At 74.1% G+C, this 26,793-nt stretch carries 19 protein-coding genes and 1 pseudogene; 9 read left to right on the forward strand and 11 right to left on the reverse strand.

Annotated features, from left to right (window positions below):
* Window positions 1-219 precede the first annotated feature (219 nt).
* Window positions 220-1,341 (forward strand): glycerophosphodiester phosphodiesterase family protein, encoded by a 1,122-nt coding sequence (locus WQ56_RS12310; protein ID WP_082132385.1) that lies wholly within the window; start codon window positions 220-222, stop codon window positions 1,339-1,341.
* Between the two features lie 21 nt (window positions 1,342-1,362).
* Here the strand turns inward: WQ56_RS12310 and WQ56_RS12315 are convergent, their stop codons facing one another.
* The 3 genes from WQ56_RS12315 to purD all read right to left on the reverse strand — a co-directional run bounded on the left by WQ56_RS12315 (window position 1,363) and on the right by purD (window position 5,572).
* The gene (locus WQ56_RS12315) at window positions 1,363-1,860 is read right to left on the reverse strand and encodes an acyl-CoA thioesterase (protein WP_047137418.1); all 498 of its coding nucleotides are present in this window, start codon (window positions 1,858-1,860) and stop codon (window positions 1,363-1,365) included.
* A 67-nt stretch (window positions 1,861-1,927) separates the two neighbouring features.
* Window positions 1,928-4,177 carry a YccS family putative transporter gene (gene yccS / locus WQ56_RS12320; RefSeq protein ID WP_047137419.1) on the reverse strand — a complete coding sequence of 750 codons (2,250 nt, stop codon included), beginning with the start codon at window positions 4,175-4,177 and terminating at the stop codon, window positions 1,928-1,930.
* A 102-nt stretch (window positions 4,178-4,279) separates the two neighbouring features.
* Window positions 4,280-5,572, reverse strand: coding sequence for a phosphoribosylamine--glycine ligase (gene purD / locus WQ56_RS12325; RefSeq protein WP_047137420.1), 1,293 nt, complete (start codon window positions 5,570-5,572; stop codon window positions 4,280-4,282).
* A gap of 118 nt (window positions 5,573-5,690) precedes the next feature.
* Here purD and WQ56_RS12330 point away from each other — a divergent pair, with 118 nt between their 5' ends.
* A complete protein-coding gene (locus WQ56_RS12330; protein ID WP_197076486.1) occupies window positions 5,691-7,175 on the forward strand; it encodes an alanine/glycine:cation symporter family protein in 1,485 nt (494 codons plus the stop codon).
* A 70-nt stretch (window positions 7,176-7,245) separates the two neighbouring features.
* Here WQ56_RS12330 and WQ56_RS17755 read toward each other — a convergent pair whose 3' ends face one another.
* The 8 genes and pseudogenes from WQ56_RS17755 to WQ56_RS12375 form a co-directional block, all read right to left on the reverse strand.
* On the reverse strand, window positions 7,246-8,172 hold the full coding sequence (locus WQ56_RS17755) for a hypothetical protein (protein WP_052773000.1): 927 nt from the start codon (window positions 8,170-8,172) through the stop codon (window positions 7,246-7,248).
* A 377-nt stretch (window positions 8,173-8,549) separates the two neighbouring features.
* A complete protein-coding gene (purH, locus tag WQ56_RS12345) occupies window positions 8,550-10,154 on the reverse strand; it encodes a bifunctional phosphoribosylaminoimidazolecarboxamide formyltransferase/IMP cyclohydrolase (protein ID WP_047137423.1) in 1,605 nt (534 codons plus the stop codon).
* Window positions 10,155-10,226: 72 nt separating this feature from the next.
* Window positions 10,227-10,499 carry a DNA-binding transcriptional regulator Fis gene (gene fis, locus WQ56_RS12350; RefSeq protein ID WP_052773001.1) on the reverse strand — a complete coding sequence of 91 codons (273 nt, stop codon included), beginning with the start codon at window positions 10,497-10,499 and terminating at the stop codon, window positions 10,227-10,229.
* Between the two features lie 102 nt (window positions 10,500-10,601).
* Window positions 10,602-11,378, reverse strand: a complete 777-nt coding sequence (locus WQ56_RS18150) for a DUF3426 domain-containing protein (protein ID WP_082132387.1) — start codon at window positions 11,376-11,378, stop codon at window positions 10,602-10,604.
* Window positions 11,379-11,412: 34 nt separating this feature from the next.
* Window positions 11,413-12,330 carry a 50S ribosomal protein L11 methyltransferase gene (gene prmA, locus WQ56_RS12360; protein WP_047137425.1) on the reverse strand — a complete coding sequence of 306 codons (918 nt, stop codon included), beginning with the start codon at window positions 12,328-12,330 and terminating at the stop codon, window positions 11,413-11,415.
* Between the two features lie 70 nt (window positions 12,331-12,400).
* A complete protein-coding gene (locus tag WQ56_RS18155) occupies window positions 12,401-12,700 on the reverse strand; it encodes a hypothetical protein (RefSeq protein ID WP_047137426.1) in 300 nt (99 codons plus the stop codon).
* 71 nt (window positions 12,701-12,771) lie between these two features.
* Window positions 12,772-13,548: pseudogene (locus WQ56_RS12370) on the reverse strand (alpha/beta fold hydrolase); the annotation flags it as partial.
* Entirely contained in the window at window positions 13,523-14,689 is a 1,167-nt protein-coding gene (locus WQ56_RS12375) for a DUF3182 family protein (protein ID WP_231583411.1), read from the reverse strand. The pseudogene WQ56_RS12370 and the gene WQ56_RS12375, both read right to left, overlap by 26 nt.
* Before the next feature lie 275 nt (window positions 14,690-14,964).
* On the opposite strand from WQ56_RS12375, the gene WQ56_RS12380 reads away from it, so the two are divergent.
* From WQ56_RS12380 to treY, 7 genes are all read left to right on the forward strand, one after another.
* On the forward strand, window positions 14,965-15,888 hold the full coding sequence (locus WQ56_RS12380) for a hypothetical protein (RefSeq protein ID WP_047137428.1): 924 nt from the start codon (window positions 14,965-14,967) through the stop codon (window positions 15,886-15,888).
* On the forward strand, window positions 15,885-16,337 hold the full coding sequence (locus WQ56_RS12385; RefSeq protein ID WP_343123209.1) for a hypothetical protein: 453 nt from the start codon (window positions 15,885-15,887) through the stop codon (window positions 16,335-16,337). Before WQ56_RS12380 ends, WQ56_RS12385 begins: the two co-directional genes overlap by 4 nt.
* 542 nt (window positions 16,338-16,879) lie before the next feature.
* Window positions 16,880-18,433 (forward strand): glycogen synthase GlgA, encoded by a 1,554-nt coding sequence (glgA, locus tag WQ56_RS12390; RefSeq protein WP_047137477.1) that lies wholly within the window; start codon window positions 16,880-16,882, stop codon window positions 18,431-18,433.
* The gene (gene glgB / locus WQ56_RS12395) at window positions 18,430-20,640 is read left to right on the forward strand and encodes a 1,4-alpha-glucan branching protein GlgB (RefSeq protein ID WP_047137429.1); all 2,211 of its coding nucleotides are present in this window, start codon (window positions 18,430-18,432) and stop codon (window positions 20,638-20,640) included. Before glgA ends, glgB begins: the two co-directional genes overlap by 4 nt.
* A complete protein-coding gene (treZ, locus tag WQ56_RS12400) occupies window positions 20,628-22,388 on the forward strand; it encodes a malto-oligosyltrehalose trehalohydrolase (protein ID WP_047137430.1) in 1,761 nt (586 codons plus the stop codon). The genes glgB and treZ overlap by 13 nt, the downstream gene beginning before the upstream one ends.
* A complete protein-coding gene (locus WQ56_RS12405) occupies window positions 22,385-24,283 on the forward strand; it encodes a 4-alpha-glucanotransferase (protein ID WP_047137431.1) in 1,899 nt (632 codons plus the stop codon). The genes treZ and WQ56_RS12405 overlap by 4 nt, the downstream gene beginning before the upstream one ends.
* Window positions 24,280-26,787 carry a malto-oligosyltrehalose synthase gene (gene treY, locus WQ56_RS12410; protein ID WP_047137432.1) on the forward strand — a complete coding sequence of 836 codons (2,508 nt, stop codon included), beginning with the start codon at window positions 24,280-24,282 and terminating at the stop codon, window positions 26,785-26,787. Before WQ56_RS12405 ends, treY begins: the two co-directional genes overlap by 4 nt.
* Window positions 26,788-26,793 lie beyond the last annotated feature (6 nt).

Here is a 26,793-nt window from a genome sequence, read left to right on the forward strand (position 1 = left end):
ATCCCGCTGGGCTTGCCAGCTGGCGCGCGTACGGTGCTCGAAAGAACCGCCTGGAGCGGTTCTTGGCATCGCGCCAGCGATGGCCCAAAGGGTGGCCGCCAGGGATGGCGGCCACAAACGCGCATTGGCCCCACGTCCACTGCGCATCCTGCGCTCCGCCGCGCGCCATCTGGCGGCGCTCGCGACGGATCGCGAATACGTTCTGAGCGCCTGTTGCGGATGGTCGCCGGCGTCCTGGCCGCGGCGATGGCGCTGCCCGCCGCCGCAGGGCCCGGCGAACGGCTCGCGCCCGATGTGCGCGAGGCGATCCGCGCCGCCGCGCGCGGTCCGGCGGTGATCGCGCACCGCGGCGCCAGCGCGCTGCTGCCCGAACATACCCTGGCCGCGTACGAACGGGCGATCGCCGACGGCGCAGACTTCGTCGAGCCGGACCTGGTGATGACCCGCGACGGCGTCCTGGTGGCGCGCCACGAGAACGAGATCGGCGACACCACCGACGTCGCCGCGCACCCCGCGTTCGCCGACCGGCGCCGCGTCCGCGACGTCGACGGTGCGCAGGTCGAGGGCTGGTTCGTGGAGGACTTCACCTTGGCCGAGCTGCGCACGCTGCGCGCGCGCGAACGCCTGCCGCAGTTGCGCGGCACGGCGCACGACGGCCGGTACCCGGTGCCGACCTTCGACGAGATCGTCAAGGCGGTCGCCGCGGCATCGGCGCGCACCGGCCGGACGATCGGCATCGTCCCGGAGCTCAAGCATTCCAGCCATTTCCATGCACTGGGGCTGGACCCTGAGACGGCGTTGCTGGCGGCGCTGCAGCGGCACGACTACGCTCGCCGCGCGCCCATGGGCATCCAGTCGTTCGAGGTCGGCAACCTGCGCCGCCTGCGCGGGATGCTCGACGCGGCGGGCCTGCGCAACGTCTTCCTGGCGCAGCTGATCGGCGACCCCGGGCAGTCGCCATCCGACCTGGCGCGGGCCGGAGCGCCCGTGCCGTATCTGCAGATGCTCGGTCCCGACGGCCTGGCCCGCATCGCCGAGTACGCCGACGTGCTCGCGCCGCATCTGCGCTACGTGCTGCCGGTCGACGACGCCGGTGCGCTGGCGGCGCCGACGCCGCTGGTGGCCGCCGCGCACGCCGCTGGCCTGGCGGTGCACGTGTGGACGCTGCGCCCCGAGGATCCGTTCCTGCCGCCGGCGCTGCGATGCGGGGGCGAGGGGCCGCGCTGCGAGGCCGGTGCCCGCGCCGAGGCGCGCGCCTTCGCCGAGGCCGGGGTCGATGCGCTGTTCGGCGACGACCCGGGGCTGCTGCGCGAGGCGCTGCGCGCGCCACCGGCGGAGTGACCCCGGAGCGGCGGTCAGCGGTCAGGAGACGGCGTCGGCGCTGGCGTCGCGCATCGCCCGGTAGCGTTGCTCGAGCTCCTGGCGGATCTCGCGCCGCTGCCGGCCCTGCTCGAAGCGGCGGCGTTCCTCGGCGCTGGCCGGTTCGCGCGGGGGCACCGGCACCGGACGCCCGTCCTCGTCGACCGCGACCATCGTGAAGAAGCAGCTGTTGGTGTGGCGCACCGAGCGCGCCTGGATGTTCTCGGCGATGATCTTGATGCCGACCTCCATCGAGGTGCGGCCGGTGTAGTTGACCGAGGCGAGGAAGGTCACCAGCTCGCCGACGTGGACCGGTTCTCGGAACGTCACCTGGTCGACCGACAGCGTGACCACGTAGCGTCCCGCGTAGCGGCTGGCGCAGGCGTAGGCGACCTCGTCGAGCGACTTGAGCAGCGTGCCGCCGTGCACATTGCCGGAGAAGTTGGCCATGTCGGGCGTCATCAGCACCGACATCGTCAGCTGGGCATTGCCTGGGGTCATGCGGGCCGGAACCTGGCGGGGACGCGCCGAGGATGGCACGTCCCCGCCGTGACCGACACCCGCCGGCTCAGCCGGCGGCGGGCACCGGCTGCGCTGGCGTGCCCTGCGGCGCGCCGGCGGCGGCCGCCGCCGCGCGCAGCGCCGGCAGCAGGCGCAGCAGCAGCGCGAGCTGGTCGCCCAGCAGGCGCCGCCGGGCGTCGACCGGCGCATCGCCGGCGCGTTCCAGCGCTTCGGCCATCGCGGTCTCGGCCGCCGCGTCGGCCGCGGGCGGCGGCTGCTGGGCGGCCAGCGCCGCGTCGGCCGCGGGCGGCGGCTGCTGGGCGGCCAGCGCCGCGGCGATGTCGGCCAGCGCGCGCTGCAGGTGTTCGCCGGCCGCGAACACACCGTCGTCGGCCGTGCCCTCGAGCGTTCCGCGGTGCGCGCCGAGCCCGGACAGATAGCCGAGCACGGTGTTGGACAGCGCCAGGAACCGGAACGCTGCGTCGAGGTCGCGGCGGTAGCGGCCGGGCTCGCGCAGTCGGTTGGACAGCGCCACCGACAGCGCCGCGTCGGCGTTGTGCATGTCGCGGCGCGCGACGCGGTAGGGCAGGTCGTCGCGCATGCCGCTGCGGTACTGCGCCAGCACCTCGCGCAGGTAGCGCGCGTAGGCATCGAGCACGCCGGCCATCACCAGGTGCAGGCGCCGGCCGCGCCAGTCGGGCAGGATCAGGAACGAGGCCGCCGCGGCGATCGCGCAGCCGATCAGCGTGTCGAGCAGCCGCGGCCAGATCAGCACAAAGCCGTCGCCGATCAGGTTGAAGCACAGCAGCGCCATCACCGTGATCGCCGCGGTCGCCAGGGCGTAGCGGTCGGTCCGGCTGACGAAGAACACCACCGCCGCGACCAGCGCCAGCAGCAGTTGCAGCTCGACCCCGACGAAGAGCTGCATCAGCGCCCAGGTCGCGGCCAGGCCGATCAGCGTGCCGGCCACGCGCTGCGCCAGGCGCCGCCGCGTCGCGCCGAAGTTCGGCCGGCAGACGAAGGCGATGGTCAGCAGGATCCAGAACCCGTTCTGCGCCGCGGTCGCGTGCATGACCGCGTAGCCGGCGGTCAGCGCGACGGCCATCCGCAGGCCGTGGCGGAACAGTACCGAGGTCGGGCTGAGCTGGCGTCCCAGCCGCGTGGCCATCTCGCGCAGCGTGTGCGGCGAGGAGTCGCGCAGGCGCGTGTCCATGCCGTCGAGCGGCGCGTCCGACAGCGTGTCCTCGGCCAGCCGGCGGTCGATCGCCTGCAGGTTGCGCACCAGCGATTCGAGCGAGGCCAGCAGCCGCGCCTGCCGCCCGTCGCCGCGCGTGTGCAGGTAGTCGAGCGACTCCCGCAGATCGACCATCGCCTGCCGCGTGGCCGCGCCGTACTGGAACGGGCGCCGCAGGCGGATCGCCTCGCCCAGCGCGCCGCAGGCGCGGCCCTGCAGCTCGAGCAGCCGCTGGCCGCGGTAGAGCACGTCGCTGTGGAAGAACGCCTCGGCCAGCGCCTCGTAGGGGTAGTGCGACGAGCTGGCGCGCTCGTGGAACTCCTGCGCCATGTAGTACAGCCGGAAGTACAGGCCCGACTGCACGCCCGGCCGCCCGGACCGGCCGAAGCGGCTGATGATCGCGTTCTTGGTCGCGTCGAGGGCGGCCACCACGCGTGCGTTCTGCTCCGACAGCGCCAGCCGGCGCGCGTGCAGGTCGCCGTGGCGGACCGGTTCGAACAGCGCCGCCTTCAGCCGCAGGTAGCGGCCGAGTTCGACGAACAGCCGCGAGAGCCGTTCCCGCACCGGGCGGTTGGCGAACAGGATCGTCCACAGGATCGACAGCGCGCCGTACCAGGCCGCGCCGGCGAGCAGTTCGGCCGCGCCGCGCCAGGCCGCGCCGGTGTCGCCGGCGCCGTGCTGGTCGATGCCGATCGCCGCGTAGAGCATCAACGCGACCGTGCCCTGGGCGATCGACGCGTAGCGCTCGCCCAGCGCACCGAGCAGCGTCAGCGCGAACGTCGCACCGGCCAGGCACGCGATGAACGCCGGCGGGTAGGGGAACAGCACGGTCACCGCGCCCGCCGCCGCGCCGAAGCACGCCAGCGACAGCAGCACCGCCTTGGTCCGGCCGAGCCAGTTGTCGTCGGTCTCGGCCATCGCGCTGGCGATGATCCCCAGGAACAGCGCCGGCAGCGCGGGCAGCTGCTGCAGCTGCCAGCACAGCGCCATCGCGCCGCCGAACGCGATGGACACGCGCAGGCCGCTGCTGGCCTTCTCGTGGGCCCAGAGGCGGTTCAGGCGTTCCTTGAGCGGCGACGGCATGACGACTCGGTGCAGCGGAGGGGCGGCGTTAGACGGCAGCGCGCGGTGGCGTGCCCGGAGGCCCGCTGATGCCCCGGCGCAGCCGGTCCGGCGGCAACCGGTTCAGCGGCGCTCGCGCTCGATCGCGCGCCAGCCGATGTCGTGGCGGTGGAACTCGCCCGGCCACGAGATGCCGGCGATCTCGCCATGGGCGCGGCGCTGCGCGTCGGCGACCGAATCGCCGAGCGCGACCACGCACAGCACGCGGCCGCCGGCGGTCACTGCCTGGCCGTGTTCGTCGAGCTTCGTGCCGGCATGGAAGACCTTGGTGTCGGCCAGCGGCGGGGTGTCCCAGGTGTTGATGACGTCGCCGGTGCGCGGCGTGTCGGGGTAGTGCTCGGCGGCCATGACCACGCCCAGCGCGGGACGCGGATCCCACTGCGCGTGTACGCCGTCGAGCGCGCCGTCGATCGCCGCTTCGACGAGAGCGGCGAAATCCGAGGTCAGCCGCATCATCACCGGCTGCGTCTCCGGGTCGCCGAAGCGGACGTTGAACTCGATGACCTTCGGCGCGCCGGTGGCGTCGATCATCAGGCCCGCGTAGAGGAAGCCGGTGAACGCCGCGCCGTCGGCGGCCATGCCGCGCACGGTCGGCTCGACGACCTCGCGCAGGATCCGCGCGTGCACCTCCGGCGTGACCACCGGCGCGGGCGAGTACGCGCCCATGCCGCCGGTGTTCGGACCGGTGTCGCCGTCGCCCACGCGCTTGTGGTCCTGGCTGGTCGCCATCGGCAGCGCGGTCGTGCCGTCGACCATCGAGATGAAGCTCGCCTCCTCGCCGTCGAGGAACTCCTCGACCACGACCCGCGCGCCGGCCGCCCCGAACGCGTTGCCCGAGAGCATGTCGTGGATCGCGGCTTCCGCCTCGTCCAGCGTCGTCGCGACGATGACGCCCTTGCCGGCGGCCAGCCCGTCGGCCTTGATGACGATCGGCGCGCCGTGCTGGCGCACGTACTCGACCGCGGTGTCGGCATCGGTGAACACCGCATAGGCCGCGGTCGGGATGCCGTGGCGGGCGAGGAAGTCCTTGGCGAAGGCCTTGCTGCCTTCGAGCTGCGCGGCGGCGGCGGTCGGCCCGAAGATGCGCAGGCCGGCGGCGCGGAAGCGGTCGACGACGCCCGCGACCAGCGGCGCCTCCGGTCCGACGACGGTGAAGGCCACGTCGTGCTCGCGCGCCAGCGCCAGCAGCCCGTCGAGATCGGTCGCGGCGACGTCGACGTTCCGGCAACCCGCCTCGCGCGCCGTGCCGGCGTTGCCCGGCGCGACCAGCACTTCGCCGACCTGCGGCGACTGCGCGAGCTTCCAGGCCAGCGCGTGCTCGCGCCCGCCCGAACCGATGACGAGGACCTTCTTCATGCGCACTGACCGGCTGTCCAGGGGGCGCCAGTTTAAGCCCTGTGGGCCCGGCTGTCGGCGCGCGTGCCTCGCAGGCCCGGCGGACGCGCACGACGACGATGCTAGGCTCGACGGTTTCGTGCACAGGCGCCCGGATGTGGTCCAGCTGATCGAGAACGCCCTCTCGCCGATCGTCGGCGCCGTCAACGGCGTGCTGTGGAACTACGTGCTGGTCGGCGTGCTGCCGCTGGTCGGCATCTGGTTCAGCCTGCGCCTCGGCGTCGTGCAGCTTCGGCGCTTTCCGCAGATGCTGCGCAATCTGCGGCGCGGCACCGAAGACGACGCCGCCGGCATCTCGCCGATGCAGTCGCTGTGCACTTCGCTCGCGTCCCGCGTGGGCACCGGGAATCTGGTCGGCGTGGCGATCGCGCTGGGCGTCGGCGGTCCGGGCGCGATCTTCTGGATGTGGCTGGTCGCGTTCCTCGGCATGGCCACCGCGTACGCCGAGAGCGCGCTCGCGCAGCTGTACAAGCGGCGCGATGCGGCCGGGCACTATCGCGGCGGTCCGGCCTTCTACATGGCCCACGGCCTGCGTGCGCCGTGGCTGGGTGCGATCTTCTCGGTCTGCCTCGTGCTGGCTTTCGGCCTGGTGTTCAGCGCAGTGCAGGCGAATTCGATCTCCGAGGCGGTGTCGGAGGCCTGGGGCATCGACGCGGCATGGACCGCCATCGTGCTGGTGCTGCTGTCCGCACCGGTGATCTTCGGTGGGCTGCGGCGCGTCGCCCGCATGGCCGAACTGGTGGTGCCGGCGATGGCCTGCGGCTATCTGCTGCTGGCCGGCTGGGTCGTCCTGACCCACCTGGCCGAGGTGCCCGCGATGCTGGCCCTGATCGTGCGCAGCGCGTTCGGCCTCGACCAGGCCGCCGGGGGCATGCTCGGCGGCCTGGCGGTGGCGCTGCTCAACGGCGTCAAGCGCGGACTGTTCTCCAACGAGGCCGGCATGGGCAGCGCGCCCAACATCGCGGCGTCGGCGACGCCCGTGCCGCATCACCCCGCGAGCCAGGGCCTGATCCAGGCATTCGGCGTCTTCGTCGACACGCTGCTCGTCTGCACCGCGACGGCCCTGATGATCCTGCTGTCGGGCGTGCTCCCGGCGGGCGGCGACGGCGCGGTGCTGACCCAGCAGGCGATGGCGGTGCATTTCGGAGGATGGGGGCCGGCGTTCGTCGCGGTGGTCCTGTCGCTGTTCGCGATCACGTCGATCCTCGGCAACTACGCCTACGCCGAGAGCGCGGTGCTGTTCCTGCGCGGCGGACGCACCGGGCTGTTCCTGCTGCGCCTGGGCTGCCTGACGATGGTGGCCTGGGGCGCGATCGCCAGGCTCGACATCGTCTGGGCCACTGCGGACGCGGCGATGGGCCTGATGGCCACGGTCAACCTGGTCGCGGTCGTGCTGCTGTCGGGGGTGGTGATCAAGCTCACGCGCGACTACGACCGCAAGCTCCGCGCGGGCGATGCGTCGCCGCGGCTGGACGCGACGGACTTCCCCGAACTCGGCGACGCGATCGACCGCAGCATCTGGACGGCCGGGAAGACGGCCGCGGCCGTGCGCCGGGGCGGCTGAGCGGGCGCATCGCGCCGCGCGCGCGTGCGCGGCGTCGGCACCGCGTCCCGCCCGCGCGCGGCCGGCGACGTCAGTCGCAGCCGTCGCGCTGCAGTTCGGGCGGGACCCGCCAGGCCATGGTGGACGTGTCGAAGGCAACCTCGTGGGTCCGGTCGATCCGCTGTCCGCAGGCGTCGCCGCGTTCGCGCACGCGCAGCGGCCACGCGACGGCGCTTGCGTCGCGTGCGTCGACGTCGACCTGGAAGGTGAGGTCGTAGCCGGCATCGGGCGGGCAGTCGTCGCGTTCCGCGCATCCGGCCATCGCGCCCAGGTTGTCGAGGCTGCTGCGCAGGCTCGCGGCCAGCTTGAAAGTCCCGCCGTCGGGCAGCACGAGACTGGTGTTGCCGATGGTGAGTCCCTGGGCCGTGAACCCGTCTTCGACGACGAAGCCGTGCAGATGCGGTCCCAGGCGGCGGACCTCGACGTCGGCGACATCGCCGGTGCTGCCGAAGCCCGCCATGTGCGTGCGCGCACCCGCTGCGACGCGCGACGCGTCGGACGCATCGGGCCGCAGCAGGAAGAAATCGATCCGCGCCGAGGTCGCGTGTCCGGCGTCGTCCGGCACGCCGCAGACCGCGACCAGTTCGGCAGGCGCGGCGTCGTCGCCGATCGCGGCCCGGGCGCAGACCTCGCGCGTGGCTGCGTCGTCGCCCAGGCCGTCGGCGACCGGCGTCCCCGGCCAGGTGCCGGCGAGCTGCGCGAGCTCGCCGTACTGCGAGACCAGATAGTCGCGAACCCGGCCGCCCGGCAGGCCGACCGCATCGCCGCCGTCGGCGGCCGGGCCGTCGGCGCCCGTGGTTTCGCGCGCGGGCGTCGCGACCGCCTCGGCGGTCGTCGTCGGCAATGCGGCCGCGGCCGGTGGCTGCGCCTCGCCGCAGGCCGACAGCGCCAACGTCGCCGCCAGTGCGGACGGCAGGCCGATCTTCGATGCGGCAGGGAACCGGGACGGACGGGCCATCGCAACCTCGGGGGGCGGAATGACGCCGACCATAGCGTGCGCGTCCGCGGGCCAGAGTGATTGCGGCCGGGGTCAGCGAAAAGCGATGCCAGCCCCCTGAGTCAGGGGGCGATCCGCGCCATCAGCGCGGATGGGGGTGTGGGAGCCGCTGGCCGGGGCCCGAGGTTTGCGTCAGCAAACTTTGGGATTGATGCCAGCCTCGCTGGCATCGGCGTCGACGTCAGTCATCGCTCGAGTGCCCGCAGCTCAGAGCGACGCCGGCCCCCTGAGTCAGGGGGCGATCCGCGCCATCGGCGCGGATGGGGGTGTGGGAGCCGCTGGCCGGGGCCCGAGGTTTGCGTAAGCAAACCTTGGGATTGATGCCAGCCCCGCTGGCATCAATGCCTGAAGTGGCGCACCCCGGTGAACACCATCGCGATGCCGTGCTCGTCGGCCGCCGCGATCACCTCGCCGTCGCGCATCGAGCCGCCGGGCTGGATCACCGCTGCGATGCCGGCCTCGGCCGCGGCGTCGATGCCGTCGCGGAACGGGAAGAACGCATCGGACGCCATCACCGAGCCGGGCACCACCAGGCCGGCGTCGCCGGCCTTGATGCCGGCGATGCGCGCCGAGTAGACGCGGCTCATCTGGCCGGCGCCGACACCGATCGTGCGGTGGTCCTTGGCGTAGACGATCGCGTTGGATTTCACGAACTTGGCCACCTTCCACGCGAACAGCAGGTCGGCGAACTGCGCCTCGGTCGGCGCGCGCCTGGTGACCACCTTCAGCTCGTCGCGCGTGACCACGCGGTCGTCGGCGGTCTGCATCAGCAGGCCCGAGCCGACGCGCTTGGTGTCGATGAAGCGCGTCGACGCCGGCGCCAGCGGGATGCGCAGCACGCGCACGTTGGCCTTCTTCGTCGCGTAGTCGAGTGCGGCCTCGTCGTAGTCGGGCGCGATCAGCACCTCGACGAACTGGCGGTCGAGGATGACCTTCGCGGTCGCGGCGTCGAGCCTGCGGTTGAACGCGATGATGCCGCCGAACGCGGACGTGGGATCGGTGGCGTAGGCCAGTTCGTAGGCATCGCCGCAGGCCGCGCCGACCGCGACGCCGCAGGGATTGGCGTGCTTGACGATCACGCACGCCGGCGCGTTGAACTGGCGCACGCATTCCCAGGCCGCGTCGGCGTCGGCGATGTTGTTGTACGACAGTTCCTTGCCCTGCAGCTGCTCGAAGGTCGCCAGCGAGCCCGGTGCGGGATACAGGTCGCGGTAGAACGCGGCCTGCTGGTGCGGGTTCTCGCCGTAGCGCAGGTCCATGACCTTGACGAAGTTGCCGTTGCTCTGGCCGCCGAACGGCGCGCGCGCGGCGGCGCCCGCGTCGGAGGGCTCGGCGATCGACGACAGCACGTCGCTGATGCGCGCGTCGTACTGGGCGACGCGGTTGAACGCGGCGACCGACAGCGAGAAGCGCGTCGCGGCCGACAGTGCGCCGTCGCCCGCGTCGAGCTCTTCGACCAGCGCGGCGTACTGCGACGGGTCGGTCGCGACCGCGACGTGCGCGAAGTTCTTCGCGGCCGCGCGCAGCATCGCCGGACCGCCGATGTCGATGTTCTCGACGATGTCGTCGAACTTCGCGTCCGGCGCATAGGCCACGCGCTCGAACGGATAGAGGTTGAGCACCAGCAGGTCGATCGCCTCGATGCCGTGCTCGGCCATCACCGCGTCGTCGGTGCCGCGACGGCCGAGCAGGCCGCCGTGCACCTTCGGATGCAGCGTCTTGACCCGCCCGTCCATGATCTCGGGAAAGCCGGTGACCTCGCCGACGTCGCGCACCGCCAGCCCCGCCTCGCGCAGCGCCTTCGCGGTGCCGCCGGTCGACAGCAGTTCGACGTCGCGCGCGGCCAGCGCGCGGGCCAGGTCGAGCAGGCCGGTCTTGTCGGAAACGGACAGCAGGGCGCGGCGGATCTGCACGGGCGCGCCGGACGGAGCGGAGACGGTCATGGGGTGGCTGCGGAGCGGAAAGAGCCCGCGATTATAGCGGCCGGCACGATGTCCCCCGGCGGCGCCGCGGCACTAGGTCGTCAGCCCGTACTCGCGCAGCTTCTTGCGCAGCGTGGCGCGGTGGATGCCCAGCATCGCGGCCGCACGGCTCTGGTTGCCGTCGCAGAAGTTGAGCACCTCGGCGAACAGCGGGATCTCGAGCTCGCGCAGCGCGACCTCGTAGAGGTTGTCGGTGTCGTTGCCGTTGAGATCGCCCAGGTAGCGCTGGATCGACGCGGCGACATGGTCGCGCAAGGGCGTGCGCGGTGCCTCGCGCATGCTGCTGTCGGATCGGTCTGCGTTCAAGGCGACTCTCGAAAGAGGAAGCGCCGACGGGCATTGCGGCCCGGGCAGTCTATCGCGCGGCGCGGCGGCCGGACAACGCGCCGACGGGCGGCGCGGCCCCGTTCACAGCAGTTCGAACGCGAACGACACCGCACCGGTGGCCGGCTCGGCCACGGTCAGGCGGGCCTGCGCGCTGGCGCCCGGCGCGAGCGTCGGCGCGGGCGGCGGCCCGCCCAGATACTCCTGGGCGGTGAATTCGCGCCGGCCCACCTCGCGGCCGTCGACGTCGGAGAGCACCAGCCGCAGCCGCGGCCAGGCCTGCGGCCAGCGTGCGTCGTTGCGGAAGGTCGCGGTGACCTGCAGCCGCGCGGGATCCTGCGGCTGGGCGCGCACGTCGCGCGCGAGCAGGGCCAGCGCGGCCGGCTCGCGCCACGGCGGCAGCGTGCAGCCCAGCGCGCCGCACAGCGTTTCGAGCAGCGGCCGCCAGGCCGGATCGCCGGCCAGCCGCGCGCGGTCGGCGAGCAGGCCCTGCAACGCGAGCAGCAACGCAAGCCCGATGGCGGCGGCCCACAGCCAGGGACGCGTGTCCGGGCCGCGGGTCCCGCGTGCGCGCGGCCGGGCGAAGCTCGGGACGGTGCGTGACGCATCGCCGGCCCGGGATGCGGGCCGCGGCGCGTCGTCCGTCGTCGCGGCAGGGACCGGGAGCGGGGGCGCCGGGGGCGCAGGCACGACGAGGGCAGGCTCGGGGCGAGGCTTGAGCAGGTGCGCCACCGAAACCGGCGGCCCGGGCGCCGCCGGTTCGCGCAGCAGGCCGTCGCAGCGCGGACAGCGCGCCGGCGGAAGGCCGCTCGCCCGGTCGGTGGCGACCAGATCGCCGCAGTGCCGGCAGTGGATGAACATCCGTCTATTGAAGCATGCGCGCGCCCGGCCGGGCTCAGCCGCGGCGCACGCCGTCGATGCGCACCCAGTCGCCCTCGCGCGCGACCGCCAGCTGCTCGAACCAGGGCCGGTAGCGGCGCAGCAGCGCCTCCTCCTGGCCGTCGAGGATGCCCGACAGCGCGATCCGCCCGCCCGGGGCGACGCGCTCGGCCAGCGTCTCGGCCAGCGCGTCGAGCGCCGAGGCCAGGATGTTGGCGACCACCACCGGGTAGTCCCCCTGCGGCGCGTCGCCGGGCAGGAAGACCGTCAGCGCCGCGTCCACGCCGTTGCGGGCGGCATTGTCGCCCGAGGCCTGCAGCGCCTGCGGATCGTTGTCGACGCCGATCGCCTGCGCGGCGCCGAGCTTGAGCGCGGCGAGCGCAAGGATGCCGCTGCCGCAGCCGTAATCGAGCACGGTTCTGCCGGTCAGCTCGCCGTCGGCGGCCAGGACGTCGAGCCACTGCAGGCACAGCGAGGTCGTGGGGTGGGTGCCCGAACCGAACGCCAGGCCCGGGTCGAGACGCACGATCGCCGCGTCGTCGCCGGCCTCGTCGGGCACCTCGCTGTTCCACGGCACGATCCAGGTGCGCGTGCCGAAGCGCAGCGGCACGTACTGGTCCATCCAGGCGCGCTCCCAGTCCTGGTCCTCGACCTTGGCAAAGCCCGCGCGGGTCCAGTCGAGCCCGCCGTCGAAGGATTCGAGTGCGGCCAGCAGCGCCAGCGCATCGGTGTCGACGTCGAACAGCGCGGTCAGCACGACCGAGTTCCACAGCGGCGTCTCGCCGACGCCCGGCTCGAGGATCGCCTGCTCGTTGGAGGTGTCGGCGTCGGCGTCGAGCATCGTCACCGCCAGCGCGCCGACGTCCTCGAGCGCCCGCGCATAGCGCGGCTGCTCGGCTTCGCTGCAGCGCAGGCTCAGTTCGAGGTGAGGCATGGTGAATTTCCGCGACGTGGGGCCGGCATCTTCGGCCCCGCGTCCCGGCGCGTAAAGAGCGGGCGTCGGCTCAGGGCGTCGGCGTCGGGTCGGGCGGCGGAGGCGCGGGATCGCCGACCGGCTCCGACAGCGGGCCCTGCTCGACGCTGTCGGGCGGCGGCACGGCGGTGCGCCGGCCGTCGACGTCCTGGGCGGTGATGCCGGCGTCGGCATCGGGATTGCGGTTGGCGTCGCGGTCGGCCGGCTCGACCGTCTGCGGGTCGGTCGACAGCGCTTCCTGCTGCTCGCGCCGGTCGCAGCCGGCGGCCGCGAGCAGGGCCAGCGAGGCGAGGACGGGGACGAGCGGGCGCGCGAACGGCGAGGGGCGCATGGCGGACTCCGGGTCGACGGCGGGTGGTCCACCTTGCGGCGGGCGCTGCATGCGCGGCGTCAACGGGATCCGAGCGCCTTCTGGCGCGCGACCGCATCGCGCGCCAGCGCCTCGCGGGTGCCCACGACCATCTCGGTCAGCCAGTCGATCAGCACCGCGGTGTACTGCAGCTGGTGACGCTTCTCGGTCAGCGCGTGGTCGGCGCCGCGGATCACCCGCGAGGTCAGCGACCGCGCCGCGCCGAACGCGCCCTCGAAGTTCTTCGTCACCCGGTGCGGCACGATCGTGTCGTGCTCGGCCTCGACCAGCAGCACGTCGCCGGCGTAGGCGGCCGCGGCGGCGAGCGCGCAATTGTCGGCCGGCCCGAGCGCCGAGGCGCGATAGGCCATCAGCCCCGGGTCGGCGTTGAGCGAGGTCTTGGGCGCGTCCCAGCCGGCGTCGGGGTAGAGCGCCGGCGAGCGCAGCGCCAGCCAGCGCACCGCGCGCTGGCGGGTCAGCAGCGCGGCCAGGTAGCCGCCGTAGCTGATGCCCACGACCGCGATCGCGTCCGGATCGACGTTGGGCACCGCAGCCAGGCGGTCGTAGGCCGCCAGCAGGTCGTCGAGGTTCTGCGCGCGCGAGACGCTGTCGCGCTGCGCGGCGTCGCGCGCGTGTCCGCGCAGGTCGAAGGTCAGGCACACGCAGCCCAGGCCGACGGCTTCACGCGCGCGCACCAGGTTGTGCTGCTGGCGGCCGCCCCAGCCGTGCACGAACAGCACGCCGGGCAGCGATTCGGCCGGCGAGAGCAGCGTCGCGCTGAGGCGCTCGCGCTCGACGGCGATCTCAAGGGTCGACAGGCGCGCTTCCATCGGGACCGGCGAAGTGGAGGGGAAGGTCGACGTCGCGACCGGCGTGGCGGTACTTGGTGATCAGCCCGCAACGTGGATCGTCGAGCGCGCAGTAGACGTCGGCCTGCGGCGGCACCCGGACGGGGCCATGGCGCTCGACGGTCGATGCTAGCACGCGGCTCAGCGCCGGCTCGCGCCCGAGCAGCTCGAACGCGGCGAGCTCGGCCGGCGTCGCGCCGCCCACGCGCCACGACTGCTCGAGCACGCCGCCGTGCGGATGGCCGTGGCGGTCGCTGCCCCACAGCACGTCGTAGTTGCGCCGCGAACACAGCAGGCCCGGGTAGGCGGCCTGCGTGCAGCGGTCGTAGGCGATCGCCATCTCGACCGTGCGCCGCAGGCGCGGCTGGACGAACACGTCGAGCAGGTCGGGCATGCGCCCGCGCACCACGCATAGCGTCGACCCGCCGTAGACCGGGCCGCCGTCGCGGCCGCGGCCCAGGCCCTGGGTGCCGACGTAGGCGATGCTGCGCCCGCCCAGCCGCAGCTCGCCGACGCTGTAGGTGGCCGGCGCCGCGACGTCGGTCTCCACGACGACGCCCGCGGCGACCTGCGCGGGCGACAGCGTCGCGAGCAGCCGCTCGCAGCCGGCCGCGTCGCGCACCACGTGCTGGCCGCCGCCGCCGACCCCGTCGGCGAGCTTCACGCGTGCGGCCGTGCCCAGGTGCAGCACGCGCGCGCAGGCCTCGCGCACGTCGTCGGCGGCGAACGCGCTGAAGCCGGGGAACGTGACCTCGCGCAGCATCGCGCCCAGGTCGCGGTGCCAGCCCTCGGGCGCCCGGGCGCCGGCGTCGACCAGGCCGTGGGTGATCAGCTTGCTGGCGACGAAAGCCCGCGGCACCACGCCGCCGAGCAGCGCCGCCTCGTCTGCGATGCCCCAGGGCGCGGCCTGCGCGGCGGTCAGCGTGTCCTGCGGCACCAGGTAGGCGTCGCCGGGTCGCGCATCGGACGCGGCGGCGAAGCCGTCGAATGGCAGGCCGAGCAGGCGCGCGACCTCGCTGGCGACCCAGCCCAGCGTCGCCCGTTCGTGCCCCGGTCGGGTGGCGCGTGGGCCGGGCAGTGCGAGCACGCGTGTGGGCGGTGGCGGGAGCGGATCGGATGGCATGCGGTTCCCCGTGCGTGCGTGGCGGTGCCGGTCCCCCCGCCGCGAGTCTCGGTCGGCCGGCCGGGCCGGTAAAGGGGGCGGCAGGCCGCAACCACGGCCCTGTGATGCAGGTCACGGCCGGCGCGCCGGGACCGCGCCCCCGATCGGCTAGAATCGCCGCGCGCGCCCGGTCCTCTCCCGGCACGGCCGGCGCACGCGATTCCAACCGTCGCGCGACCCCCGGGAGGTCCGCCTTGCCGTTCCGAGTGTCCGCCGTCCTCGCGATCGCAGCCGCCATGATCCTGGCGGTGGCGGCGTGGCGCGCGAGTGCGCCGGCGCCCGGCCACCGCGGGGCGGCGCGTGACGTCGCGGCCGCCGTGGACACGCGCCGGGCCGATGCCGCGCCGGACGTCGCGCTGCCGACGCGCCGCGTGCCGGGCGATGCGACGGCGCAGCCCGGCGCATCGGCGGTGCCGGTGCCGGTGCCGCCGCGGCAGGCGTTCGAGCGGGCCACCGACCTGTTCGCGCTGGTGCAGCGGCTGCAGCCGTTGGCCGACACCGGCGATGCCGAGGCGCGCTGGCTGGTCAGCCGGATCCACGAGTACTGCGCCGGCTACGCCCGCGCGCCGGTGGACTACGCGCGCGACACGCTGCTCATCGCCAGCCTGCAGTTGCCGGCCGCCCGCCCGCTGCACGCCGCGCGGACCCGCATCGAGCGGCGTTGCGGGCGCTTCGTCGCCGGCGACGCGCCGAGCTTCGTGCAACTGGTCGAGCAGCGCCGCGAGGCCGCGCTGGCCGGCAGCCTGCCCGCCGAGGCGGCGCTGCTGGCGATGGGCGAGCCGCTGGAGGACGACGAGGACTATCGCCGCGCGCTGGTCGAGCGGGTCCGCGACTCGGCCGATCCGGAGGCCTACGTGGCGCTCGCGCCGGCGATGGGACTGGCCGCGGCCGGGGACCCGGCGCTGGCGAGCGAGGTCGCGGGCTCGCAGCTCACCGAGATGGCCTGGCAGAACGCGGCCTGCGGGCTGGGGCTCGACTGCAGCGGCGATGGCGCCCTGATGACCCAGTACTGCGCCGAGGGCGGCATCTGCGCGCAGGACGCGGCGCAGGATTTCTCGAGTTTCGTCCGGCAGGCGGCACCGCCGGAGGATGCGGAACGGATCGATCGGATGGCAGCTGAACTACGACGCGACCGGCAGGTCGGGATGGTGACGAAATGAAGCAGCGGGCGTTTTCGCGCAGGGTGCGGTTCTGGTTCTGGACCGCGGTATTCCTCGGCTACTCGGTCGCGGTGGCGGGCGTGGTCGTCGACGCGATCGGCGACAGCTACCGCGGCCTGGCCAAGGTCGCCGAGACCACGATCGAGGCGCCTGCCGAGCAGCGCCGGCTCGGTGCGGCGCAGGTCGCCGCGCTCTACCGCGCGCAGAGCGCGACCCCGCTGCGCACGTTGCCGGCAGGCGCGACGTTCCGCGTGGTCTGGCCCGACGGGTCCAGCGAGATGGTGCGCATCGTCAGCCCGTCGAGCGAATACGGCACGCGGCTGGTCGAGGGTTCGCAGCTCGGTGCGCCCGACCTGCTGCAGCCCGCGCATGCCGAACTGCAGGTGGTGCCGGTATCGACCGCGACGCCGTCGCGCCGCGCACCGCGCGGAGACGTCGCCACCGACTGACGGCGCGGGGCGGACGGGCGGGCAGCTTCCTCGTGCGATGCCCCGTTTCGGCCCGGGCACATGGCCGTTGGAAACGAGCGGCGAACGACCCGACGACGACCGTCCGCGCGATCCGCAAGCCGATGCCCGGCGCGGTCGGCTGGCCCTTGCGCGGAACCAAGGAGGAGGCCGCCACCGTACGGCGGTGGCCGGAGGCGTCGCGGCAAGGGCCTGCCGGCCACGACGGGGACCGTCGGGTCGCGATGAAGAGAAGCGAAGCGCAGCACCGACGCGCCTCGATGTCGCCGGCAATCTCCGCAGTCGGGCGAAGCCCATTTTTTGTGCGCTGGCGCACACACGGCGCAAGATCGTCGCGTGGCGTCATGGCGCGGCCATGCGCGCTTCACGACGTTTTTATTGGGTCATCCCGATAGTCCATTCAGGCCGGCGCACTGCCGCCGGTCGGTGACTCCCCCGCACGCCAAAATCCGCCATGGACCGCCGCCCGCCCGGGCAGCGTGCCGTATGACGGCCGTTCGTCGCCACGTTTCACGGACTTCGTCATGCCCCAGCCGATCGACCACCCAGGACCCGTGGTCCGCCCCAAGACCCCCCGCGCCGCGCAACGCCAGCGCGATGCCCGCGGCCGCTTCACCCGCCGCGCACCGCTCGCCGCGCAGGCCGCCGCCGGATCGTCGCGGCAGCCGTCGCTGTTCGTGACCTCGGAAATGAGCGATTTCGTCAAGGCCGGCGGCCTGGGCGAGGTCGCCGCGGCGCTGCCGCGCGTGCTGCGCGCGCGCTACGACGTGCGGGTGCTGATTCCCGGCTACCCGGCGGTGCTCGAGAAGGCCGGCGCCCTGGAGATCGTCGGCGAGGTCGCCGGCGTGGCCGCGCTGCCGGCCTGCCGCATCGGGCTCGTGCGCCAGGCCGACGGGCTGCCGGTCTACGTGCTGCTCAACGCCGCGCTGTTCGAGCGCGAAGGGTCGCCCTACGTGTCCGATGCGGGCACCGACTGGGACGACAACGCGCTGCGGTTCGCGACGCTGTCGCACGCGGCCGCGCAGATCGCCGCAGGCCGCGCCGGCCTGGGCTGGACGCCGCGGCTGCTGCACCTCAACGACTGGCCGTGCGCGCTCGCCGCCGGCTACCTGCGCTGGTCCGCCATCCCGGTGCCGAGCCTGCTGACGATCCACAACCTCGCCTACCAGGGGCTGTTCCCGACCGCGATGGCGGCGCAGCTGGGCATCCCCGACGCCGCCGCGCCGGCGCTCGACTTCTACGGCCGGCTGTCGTTCCTGCAGGCCGGCATCGTGCATGCCGACCAGGTCAACACGGTGAGCGTGAGCTACGCGCGCCAGATCACCGGGCCGGAGCTGGGTTGCGGCCTCGACACGCTGCTCGCGCGCCGCGCCGCGGCCGGCCGCCTGAGCGGGATCATCAACGGCGTCGACCCCAGCTACGACCCGCGCACCGACGCCCACCTGCGCGTGCACTTCAGCGTCAACCAGTGGCAGGGCAAGAACGTCAACGCCGAGCAGGTGCGCCGCGAATTCCACCTGCCGCAGAGCCGCGGCCCGCTGTTCGCGGTGGTCTCGCGGCTGGTGCACCAGAAGGGCATGGACCTGGTGGTCGAGGTCGCGCCGCAGATCGCCGCGGCCGGCGGCCAGATCGTGTTCGTCGGCCAGGGCGAGCGCCAGATCGAGCGTGCGGTGCGCACGCTGTGCGGCCGCTACCCGGCGCACATGGCGGCGATGATCGGCTTCGAGGAGAGCGTCGCGCGGCGCGTCTACGCCGCGTCGGACTTCCTGCTGATGCCCTCGCGCTTCGAGCCCTGCGGGCTGAGCCAGATGTACGCCCAGCGCTTCGGCAGCCTGCCGATCGCGCATGCCACCGGCGGGTTGATCGACACCGTCGACGACGGCGTGACCGGCTTTCTGTTCGCCGAGCCGTCGGCCGACGCGCTGCGCCGCTGCGTGGGGCGGGCGTTCCGCACCTGGCGTCTGCCCGGCCTGATGTCGGCGATGCGTCGCGCGGCGATGCTGGCACCCTCGGGCTGGGAGCATGCCGGCCAGCGCTACGCAGACCTCTACGCGCGCACCGCGGCGCGCGCGGCATGAGCGATCCCGACACCGCCACCGATCCGGCGCACCCCGAGGCCGTTCCCGGACCCGCACTGGAGGCGCTGCTCGAGGCCTGCGCGGCGGATGCGTTCGCGCTGCTCGGACCGCACGGCGATGCCGACGGTGCAACGACGGTGCGCGCACTGCTGCCCGGTGCGCATGGCGCGTCGCTGGTCGATGCGGCCGGCGCGGTGCTGGCGCCGATGCGCGAGCGCGATCCGCGCGGCCTGTTCGAGGCGCGCCTGCCGTCGGGCACGGACTACCGCCTGCGCATCGAATGGCCCGACGCGGTGCAGCTCACCGAGGACCCCTACCGCTTCGGCCCGGTGCTGGAGGAGGCGACGCTGCACGCGCTGCGCGACGGCGATCCCGACGCCACGCGCCGCGCACTCGGCGCGCACGCCAGAACCCTCGACGGCGTGCCCGGCACCGGCTTCGCGGTCTGGGCGCCGAACGCGCAGCGCGTCGCGCTGGTCGGCGACTTCAACGCCTGGGACGAGCGCCGCCATCCGATGCGCCTGCGGCACACCGCCGGCGTGTGGGAGCTGTTCCTGCCGCAGGACCTGGCCGGGCAGCGCTACAAGTTCGCGATCGTCGCCGGCGACGGCCGGCGCCTGGCGCACAAGGCCGACCCGCTGGCGCGGCAGGCGGAGCTGCCGCCGGCGACCGCGTCGATCGTGCCGCGGCACGCGCCGTTCGCCTGGACCGACCAGGCGTGGATGGCCGGACGTGCGACGCGCGCCGACCTGCCGATGAGCATCTACGAGGTCCACGCCGCGTCCTGGAAGCGCAACGTCGACGGCGCGTCGCTGGACTGGGACGCGCTCGCCGCGCAGCTCGTGCCCTACGTCGCCGGCCTGGGCTTCACCCACGTCGAGCTGCTGCCGGTTGGCGAGTATCCGTTCGGCGGTTCCTGGGGCTACCAGCCGACGGGGCTCTACGCGCCGACCGCGCGCCACGGCGGCCCTGACGGCTTCGCCCGGTTCGTCGACGCCTGCCACCGCGCCGAGCTGGGCGTGATCGTCGACTGGGTCGGCGCGCATTTTCCCGACGACGCGCACGGCCTGCAGGGCTTCGACGGCACCGCGCTCTACGAGCACGCCGATCCGCGCGAGGGGCTGCACCGCGACTGGAACACGCTGATCTACAACTACGGCCGCAACGAGGTGTCCGCCTACCTGGTCGGCTGCGCGCTGGAGTGGATCGAGCGCTTCCATCTCGACGGGCTGCGCATCGACGCCGTGGCCTCGATGCTCTACCGCGACTACAGCCGCGGCGACGGCGAGTGGGTGCCCAACGAGCACGGCGGCCGCGAGAACCTGCAGGCGGTGGCGTTCCTGCGCCGGCTCAACGCCGAGATCGCCGCGCGCCATCCCGGCGTCTGGGTCATGGCCGAGGAATCGACCGCCTGGCACGGCGTGACCGCGCCGGTCGACGAGGGCGGGCTGGGCTTCTCGCACAAGTGGAACATGGGCTGGATGCACGACACGCTGCAGTACATGCAGCGCGACCCGGTGCATCGCCGGCACCACCACAGCGAGATGACCTTCGGCATGGTCTACGCGTTCTCCGAGCGCTTCGTGCTGCCGCTCTCGCACGACGAGGTCGTGCACGGCAAAGGCGCGCTGCTGTCGAAGATGCCCGGCGACGAATGGCGCCAGCGCGCGAACCTGCGCGCGTACTTCGGCTTCATGTGGGCGCACCCGGGCCGCAAGCTGCTGTTCATGGGCGGCGAGTTCGGCCAGCGCCGCGAATGGGCGCACGACGGCGCGCTGGACTGGCACCTGCTCGACGATTCCGGGCACGCCGGCATCCAGCGCCTGGTCGGCGACCTCAACACGTTGATGCGCACGCATCCGGCGCTGCACGTCGCCGACGACCGACCCGACGGCTTCGACTGGAGCGTCGGCGACGATCACGCCAACAGCGTGTTCGCGTTCCTGCGCCACGAGCCGGTCGGCGGCCGCCCGGTGCTGGTGGTCAGCAACATGACCCCCGAGGTCCACCACGGCTACCGGGTCGGCGTGCCGCACGCCGGGCGTTGGCGCGAGATCCTCAACACCGACAGCGCGCACTATGGGGGCAGCAACGTCGGCAACGGCGGTGCGGTCGCGACTGCGCCCGAGAGCATGCACGGCCACGCGCAATCGCTGCGGCTGACGCTGCCGCCGCTGGCGACGATCTGGCTGGAATGCCTCGGGTGAACGCCCGGGCCGGCGCCTGGGGCGCGCAGCCGCAGGCCGACGGCACGGTGCGGTTCTCGATCTGGGCGCCGGCCTGTACGCAGGCCTGGCTCGTCCCCCAGGACGGTGCCCCGGTGCCGATGCGCGCCGACGGCGACGGCGGGTTCGTGCTCGAGCATCGCGCCGCGCCCGGCCTGCGCTATCGCTACCGGCTCGATGACCGGATCGTGCCCGATCCCGCCTCGCGCTGGCAGCCCGAGGGCGTCGACGGACCGAGCGCGGTCGTCGATCCGGCGGCCTACCGCTGGCGCCACGACCACTGGCGCGGGCGTCCCTGGAACGAGACCGTGCTCTACGAGCTGCACGTCGGCGCCTGCGGCGGCTACGCGGGCGTGCGTGCGCAACTGCCGCGGCTGGCGAAGCTTGGCATCACCGCGATCGAGCTGATGCCGCTGGGCGAGTTCCCGGGCACGCGCAACTGGGGCTACGACGGCGTACTGCCGTACGCGCCGGCGTCGGCCTACGGCACGCCCGACGACCTGCGTGCGCTCGTCGACGACGCCCACGGCCACGGCCTGATGGTGTTCATGGACGTGGTCTACAACCACTTCGGCCCGCACGGCAATCATCTGCCGGCCTACGCGCCGGCGTTCTTCCGGGACGACACGCCGACGCCGTGGGGCGCGGCGATCGATTTCCGCCAGCCCAGGGTGCAGCGTTTCTTCATCGACAACGCGCGCATGTGGCTGCACGAGTACCGCGTCGACGGGCTGCGGCTCGACGCGGTGCACGCGATCGCGCCGCAGGATTTCCTCGCGACGCTGCGCCGCGCGCTGCGCGCCGATCTGCCGCCGGGCCGGCACGTCCACCTGGTGCTGGAGAACGAGCACAACACCGCTTCGTGGCTGGGCGACGACGGCTACGACGCGCAATGGAACGACGACTTCCACAACGCGCTGCACGTGCTGCTGACCGGCGAAACCGAGGGCTACTACGCGGCGTTCGCCGACGACCCGGCCGCGCACCTGGCGCGCGTGCTCGGCGAGGGTTTCGCCTTCCAGGGCGAGGCCGACGCGCGCGGCCATGTGCGCGGCGAACCCAGCGCGCACGTGCCCCCGCGACACTACGTGGCGTTCGCGCAGAACCACGACCAGGTGGGCAACCGCGCGTTCGGCGACCGGCTGGCGGCGCAGCTGCCCGCCGCGCGCCTGCGCGCGGCGCTGGCGTTGACCGCGCTCACGCCGATGGTGCCGCTGTTCTTCATGGGCGAGCCCTGGGGCGCGACCGCGCCGTTTCCGTTCTTCACCGATTTCCCGGCGCCGCTCGACGCCGCCGTGCGCGAGGGGCGGCGCCGCGAGTTCGCGTCGTTCGCGGCGTTCGCCGACCCGCAGGCGCGCGCCCGCATTCCGGACCCGAACGCGCCCGCGACGTTCGCGCTGGCGCGGCTGGATCCGGACGAGGCCGACGCGGCGCCCGGCGCCGACTGGGCGGTGTGGTTCGCCGACCTGCTGGCGGTACGCCGGACGCAGCTGGTGCCGCGTCTGGACGGACTGCGCGCGCAGGGCGCGGCCACGATCGCGCCCGCCGCGGTCCACGCGGCCTGGTCGGATGGCACGTGGAAGATGGACCTGGTCTGCAATCTCGGCGCGACGCCGGTGCCGTTCGAGTCGACCCTGGCGGCCGTGCTCGGCCACTACCGCAGCGACGGCGGTCCCGATGCGGCGCAGGTGCCGCCCGACACGCTGGCGCTGCGCTGGAGCCGGGCATGAGCGCGGCGTTGCATGCGCTGGCCGATGCCGCCGGACTGTGCCGCGCGTGGGAGGACGCGTCCGGACGCGCGCGCATCGTCGACGACGACGCGCTGCGCGCGATCCTCGCGGCGCTGGGCCTGCGGACCGGCACCGCGGCCGACATCGACGACGCGCGCCGCGCCTGCGCCGCCGCCGGAGAGACGCCTGCACCGCTGGCGACCGCCGAGGCCGGACAGGTCTGCCGGCTGCCTGCCGCGGGCGCCGCGCTCGTGCTGACCCACGAGGACGGCGGCGAATGCGTCGTCGCCGTGGAGGCGGACGGTCGCGCCACCGCGCCGTGGCGGCCCGGCGACTGGCGGTACGCCTGGCGGGGCCGCACGCACACGCTGGCGGTCGCGCCGACGCGCTGTTTCGGCGTCGCCGACGCGCTGGGCATCGCGGCGCCGCGTGCCTGGGGCGTCGGCCTGCAGGTCTACGGTACGCGCGCGCCGGGCGACGGCGGCGTCGGCGATGCCGCCGGCGTGCTCGACTGGGCGCAGCGGGTCGCGGCCGCCGGTGGCGACGCGCTGGCGCTCAGCCCGGTGCATGCCGCGCGGCCGCCGGGCGACGGCTACAGCCCGTACTCGCCGAGCGACCGCCGCTTCCTCGACCCGGTGCATGCCGCGCCGGCGCTGGTACTCGGCGATGCGACCGTCCACACACTGTGGGCTGAGGCCGGCCTTGATGCGACCGGCGACGCCGACGCGGACCTCGTCGACTGGCCGGCCGCCGCAGGGCTGCGATGGCGCCGGCTGCGCTTACTGCGTGCGGCGCGAGACCGGCTGCCCGACGCGGCGCGCGCGTCGCTGGCGCACTTCGAACATGCCGGCGGTGCCGCGCTCGAGGCCTTTGCCGCGCACGCGGCCGCCGATTTCGGCGGCGGCGATCCGTCGCTGCATCGCTTCGCGCAATGGCTGGCGGCCGATAGCTGGGACCTCGTGCAGCACGCTGCTCGCGAGCGCGGCATGGGCCTGGGGCTGATCGCCGATCTCGCCGTCGGCTTCGACCCCGCCGGCGCCGAGGCCGCCGCGTGCCCCGACGCGGTGCTGCAGGGCCTGGAACTCGGCGCGCCGCCCGATGCGTTCAATGCCGACGGCCAGGTCTGGGGCGTGACCGGCTACGCGCCCGGCGGCCTGCGCCGCAGCGGCTTCGCGCCGTTCCGCGCGCTGCTCGACGCGACGATGCGCGGCCGCGGCGGCATCCGCATCGACCACATCCTCGGCCTGATGCGACTGTGGGTGGTGCCGCGCGGCGCACCGTCGTCGGCCGGCGCCTACCTGCGCTGCCCGCTGGACGACCTGCTCAACCTGGTCGTGCTGGCGTCTTGGCGCCACCGCTGCATCGTCATAGGCGAGGACCTGGGCGTGGTGCCGCCGGGCATCCGCGACACGCTCGCACGGCGCGGCGTGCTCGGGATCGACGTGCTGCCGTTCACCCGCGACGCCGACGGCGCGTTCCTGCCGCCGGCACGCTGGCGGCGCGAGGCGGTGGCGACCACGACGACCCACGACCTGCCGACGCTGGCCGGCTGGGCCCGCGGCCGCGACCTCGACTGGCGCGTGCGCCTCGGCAGCCTGACGCCGGCGGACGAACGCGCGCAGCGCCAGGCGCGCGCTGCCGACGTCGCCGCGCTCGACGCCGCGTGCGCGCAGGCGCTGGGCACGACCGGGCCGGCGGCCTGGTCGGCGCTCGTCGCCGCGTCGCCGGCACCGCTGGCGCTGCTGCCGGCCGAGGACGCGCTGGGCCTGGACGAGCAGCCGAACCTGCCGGGCACCGTCGACACCCACCCCAACTGGCGCCGGCGGCTGCCGGCAGCGGATGTGCGGCTGGACGCGGCGCTGGCCGCCTTCGATGCCGCCAGGCGAACCGCATGACGCCGCTGCGCGCGACCGCCCGCCTGCAACTGCACGCCGGCTTCGGGTTCGACGCCGCCGCCGCGCAGGTCGACTACTACGCCGCGCTCGGCGTCAGCCACCTGTACCTGTCGCCGGTCGGCACGGCGGTGCCCGGTTCGACCCACGGCTACGACCAGACCGATCCGACCCGCCTCAACCCGGAACTGGGTGGCGACGACGGCTTCGCGCGGCTGGTGCGCGCGGCGCGCGCCGCCGGGCTGGGCCTGCTGCTCGACATCGTGCCCAACCACATGGCCGCGCACGCCGACAATCCGTGGTGGTGGGACGTGCTCGCCCAAGGACGCGCATCGCGCCATGCGGACTGGTTCGACATCGACTGGCGCGCGCCCGGACGCGAGGGTCGCCTGTGGCTGCCGGTGCTCGACCGCCCGCTGCGCGCAGCGATCGCCGACGGCGTGCTGCGCGTCGAGGACGGCGCGCGCGGCCCCGTGCTGGTGCATCACGACGTCCCGTTCCCGGCGTCGGGCACGCCGCAGGAGGACCGTGCGGCCTGGTGCGCGGCCTGCAACGCCGATCCGGCATGGCTCGAAGCGCTCGTGCTCGCGCAGCCCTACCGGCTGGCGTGGTGGCGCATCGGCTTCGACCGCGTCAACTACCGGCGCTTCTTCGACATCACCTCGCTGGCCGCGTTGCGCATCGAGCGCGCGCCGGTCTTCGACGCGGTGCACGCGCTGCCGCTGCGGCTGCTGGCCGAAGGCGCGATCGACGGCGTGCGCATCGACCACATCGACGGCCTGGCCGATCCGCGCGGCTACCTGCGCCGGCTGCGCCGCGCGCTGGACGCGGCGGGCACCGGGCCCGAGCGGCCGGTGCTGCTGGTGGAGAAGATCCTCGCGCCCGGCGAGACGCTGCCGGCCGACTGGACCTGCGACGGCACCACCGGCTACGACTTCATGGACCAGGCGGCCGGCGTGCTGCATGCCGGCGAGGGCGAGGCCCCGTTGCGCGCGCAATGGCGCGCGGCGAGCGGACGCAGCGGCGACTTCGCCGCCGAGGAGCGCCTGGCGCGCGCGCAGCAGCTGGTCCACGCGCTGGCCGCGGAAACCGACCGCGCCGGCCGGGCGCTCGACGCGCTGGTCGCCGGCGATGCCGCGCTGCGCGAACTGGGCGCGCCGGCGCTGCGCCGGGCGCTGGTCGCGGTGCTGTGCGAATTCCCGGTCTACCGGACCTATGCGCAGCGGGATGGCTTCGACCCGGACGACCTCGCCCGCTGGCAGGCCGCCGCGCAGCGCGCACGCCGGCGCGACGACGATCCGGTGCTGGCGGCCGCGATCGACGCGCTGCTCGAAGCGCTGCAGCGTCCGGGCGCGACGGCGCGCACGCTGCGGCTGCGTTGCGAACAGCTGTCGGCGCCGCTCAACGCGAAATCGGTCGAGGACACCGCGTTCTACCGCCACGGCGTGCTGCTCTCGCGCAACGAGGTCGGCAGCCATCCGCAGCACCTGGCGCTGCCGGTCGAGGACTTCCATGCCGCCGCGGCGCGCCGCGGCCCACGCGCGCTGCTCGCGACATCGACCCACGACCACAAGCGCGGTGCCGACGTGCGCGCGCGGCTTGCGCTTCTGAGCGCCGAGCCGACGTGGTGGGCCGACGTCGTGTCCGGGGTCGAAACCGCCGTGGGCGAGGCCTGCGCGCAAGTCGACGGCGGCGACCGCGCGATGCTGTGGCAGACGCTGGTCGGCGCCTGGCCACCGGCGCTGCGCGCCGACGATGCCGCCGGCGTCGAGGCGCTGCGCACGCGCGTGGCCGGCTGGCAGGTCAAGGCCCTGCGCGAGGCCAAGCTGCGCACCGCATGGACACGCCCCGACGAACGCTACGAAGCCGCAGCCGCCGCGCTGCTCGACCGGGCGCTCGCCGACGCCGCGGCGCGTGCCGCGCTCGCCCGCGCGGCCGAGACGCTGGCCGCGCCCGGCGCCGTCGTGGGCCTGGTGCAGGCCGCGCTGCAGCTGTGCGCGCCGGGCGTGCCCGATCTGTACCAGGGCTGCGAAGGCTGGGACCTGTCGCTGGTCGATCCCGACAACCGCCGTCCGGTGGACTTCGCACGGCGTCGCGCGTGGCTCGCCGACGACGCGCCGCCGGGCGCCGACTGGCGTGACGGGCGGCCGAAGGCGCTGCTGTGGCGATGCTTGCTGGCGTTGCGTCGCGCGCGCCCCGCGCTGTTCGCGCACGGCGACTACGCACCGCTGTACGCCGAAGGCGCGGCGTCGGACCGGATGCTCGGATTTACACGACGGCATGACGGCGACGCGCTGATAGTGCTGCTGCCGCGTGCGTTCGGATCGTCCTGGATCGAGGGGGACGCACCGGCACTGGTTCCCCGGTTCTGGGATGCGACGTCGGTCGCGCTTCCCGACGGTCGCTGGCGCGATGTGACCGCCGGCACCGTCGTGGCGGGCGGGCGGCATCCGCTCCCGGCGTTGTGGTCGCGGTTTCCCCTGGCGGTCCTGGCCGCCGAACGATGAGTCGAA

Origin of the sequence: Luteimonas sp. FCS-9 (genome assembly GCF_001014645.1) — a bacterium.
Taxonomy (GTDB): Bacteria; Pseudomonadota; Gammaproteobacteria; order Xanthomonadales; family Xanthomonadaceae; genus Luteimonas.

Excerpts from the sequence above, each read along its gene's own strand:
- WQ56_RS12310 (WP_082132385.1), top strand. The coding sequence starts at position 220 with ATGGTCGCCGGCGTCCTGGCCGCGGCGATGGCGCTGCCCGCCGCCGCA.
- WQ56_RS12315 (WP_047137418.1), bottom strand. The coding sequence starts at position 1,860 with ATGACCCCAGGCAATGCCCAGCTGACGATGTCGGTGCTGATGACGCCC.
- yccS (WP_047137419.1), bottom strand. The coding sequence starts at position 4,177 with ATGCCGTCGCCGCTCAAGGAACGCCTGAACCGCCTCTGGGCCCACGAG.
- purD (WP_047137420.1), bottom strand. The coding sequence starts at position 5,572 with ATGAAGAAGGTCCTCGTCATCGGTTCGGGCGGGCGCGAGCACGCGCTG.
- WQ56_RS17755 (WP_052773000.1), bottom strand. The coding sequence starts at position 8,172 with ATGGCCCGTCCGTCCCGGTTCCCTGCCGCATCGAAGATCGGCCTGCCG.
- purH (WP_047137423.1), bottom strand. The coding sequence starts at position 10,154 with ATGACCGTCTCCGCTCCGTCCGGCGCGCCCGTGCAGATCCGCCGCGCC.
- WQ56_RS18150 (WP_082132387.1), bottom strand. The coding sequence starts at position 11,378 with ATGTTCATCCACTGCCGGCACTGCGGCGATCTGGTCGCCACCGACCGG.
- prmA (WP_047137425.1), bottom strand. The coding sequence starts at position 12,330 with ATGCCTCACCTCGAACTGAGCCTGCGCTGCAGCGAAGCCGAGCAGCCG.
- WQ56_RS18155 (WP_047137426.1), bottom strand. The coding sequence starts at position 12,700 with ATGCGCCCCTCGCCGTTCGCGCGCCCGCTCGTCCCCGTCCTCGCCTCG.
- WQ56_RS12375 (WP_231583411.1), bottom strand. The coding sequence starts at position 14,689 with ATGCCATCCGATCCGCTCCCGCCACCGCCCACACGCGTGCTCGCACTG.
- WQ56_RS12380 (WP_047137428.1), top strand. The coding sequence starts at position 14,965 with ATGATCCTGGCGGTGGCGGCGTGGCGCGCGAGTGCGCCGGCGCCCGGC.
- WQ56_RS12385 (WP_343123209.1), top strand. The coding sequence starts at position 15,885 with ATGAAGCAGCGGGCGTTTTCGCGCAGGGTGCGGTTCTGGTTCTGGACC.
- glgA (WP_047137477.1), top strand. The coding sequence starts at position 16,880 with ATGCCCCAGCCGATCGACCACCCAGGACCCGTGGTCCGCCCCAAGACC.
- glgB (WP_047137429.1), top strand. The coding sequence starts at position 18,430 with ATGAGCGATCCCGACACCGCCACCGATCCGGCGCACCCCGAGGCCGTT.
- treZ (WP_047137430.1), top strand. The coding sequence starts at position 20,628 with ATGCCTCGGGTGAACGCCCGGGCCGGCGCCTGGGGCGCGCAGCCGCAG.
- WQ56_RS12405 (WP_047137431.1), top strand. The coding sequence starts at position 22,385 with ATGAGCGCGGCGTTGCATGCGCTGGCCGATGCCGCCGGACTGTGCCGC.
- treY (WP_047137432.1), top strand. The coding sequence starts at position 24,280 with ATGACGCCGCTGCGCGCGACCGCCCGCCTGCAACTGCACGCCGGCTTC.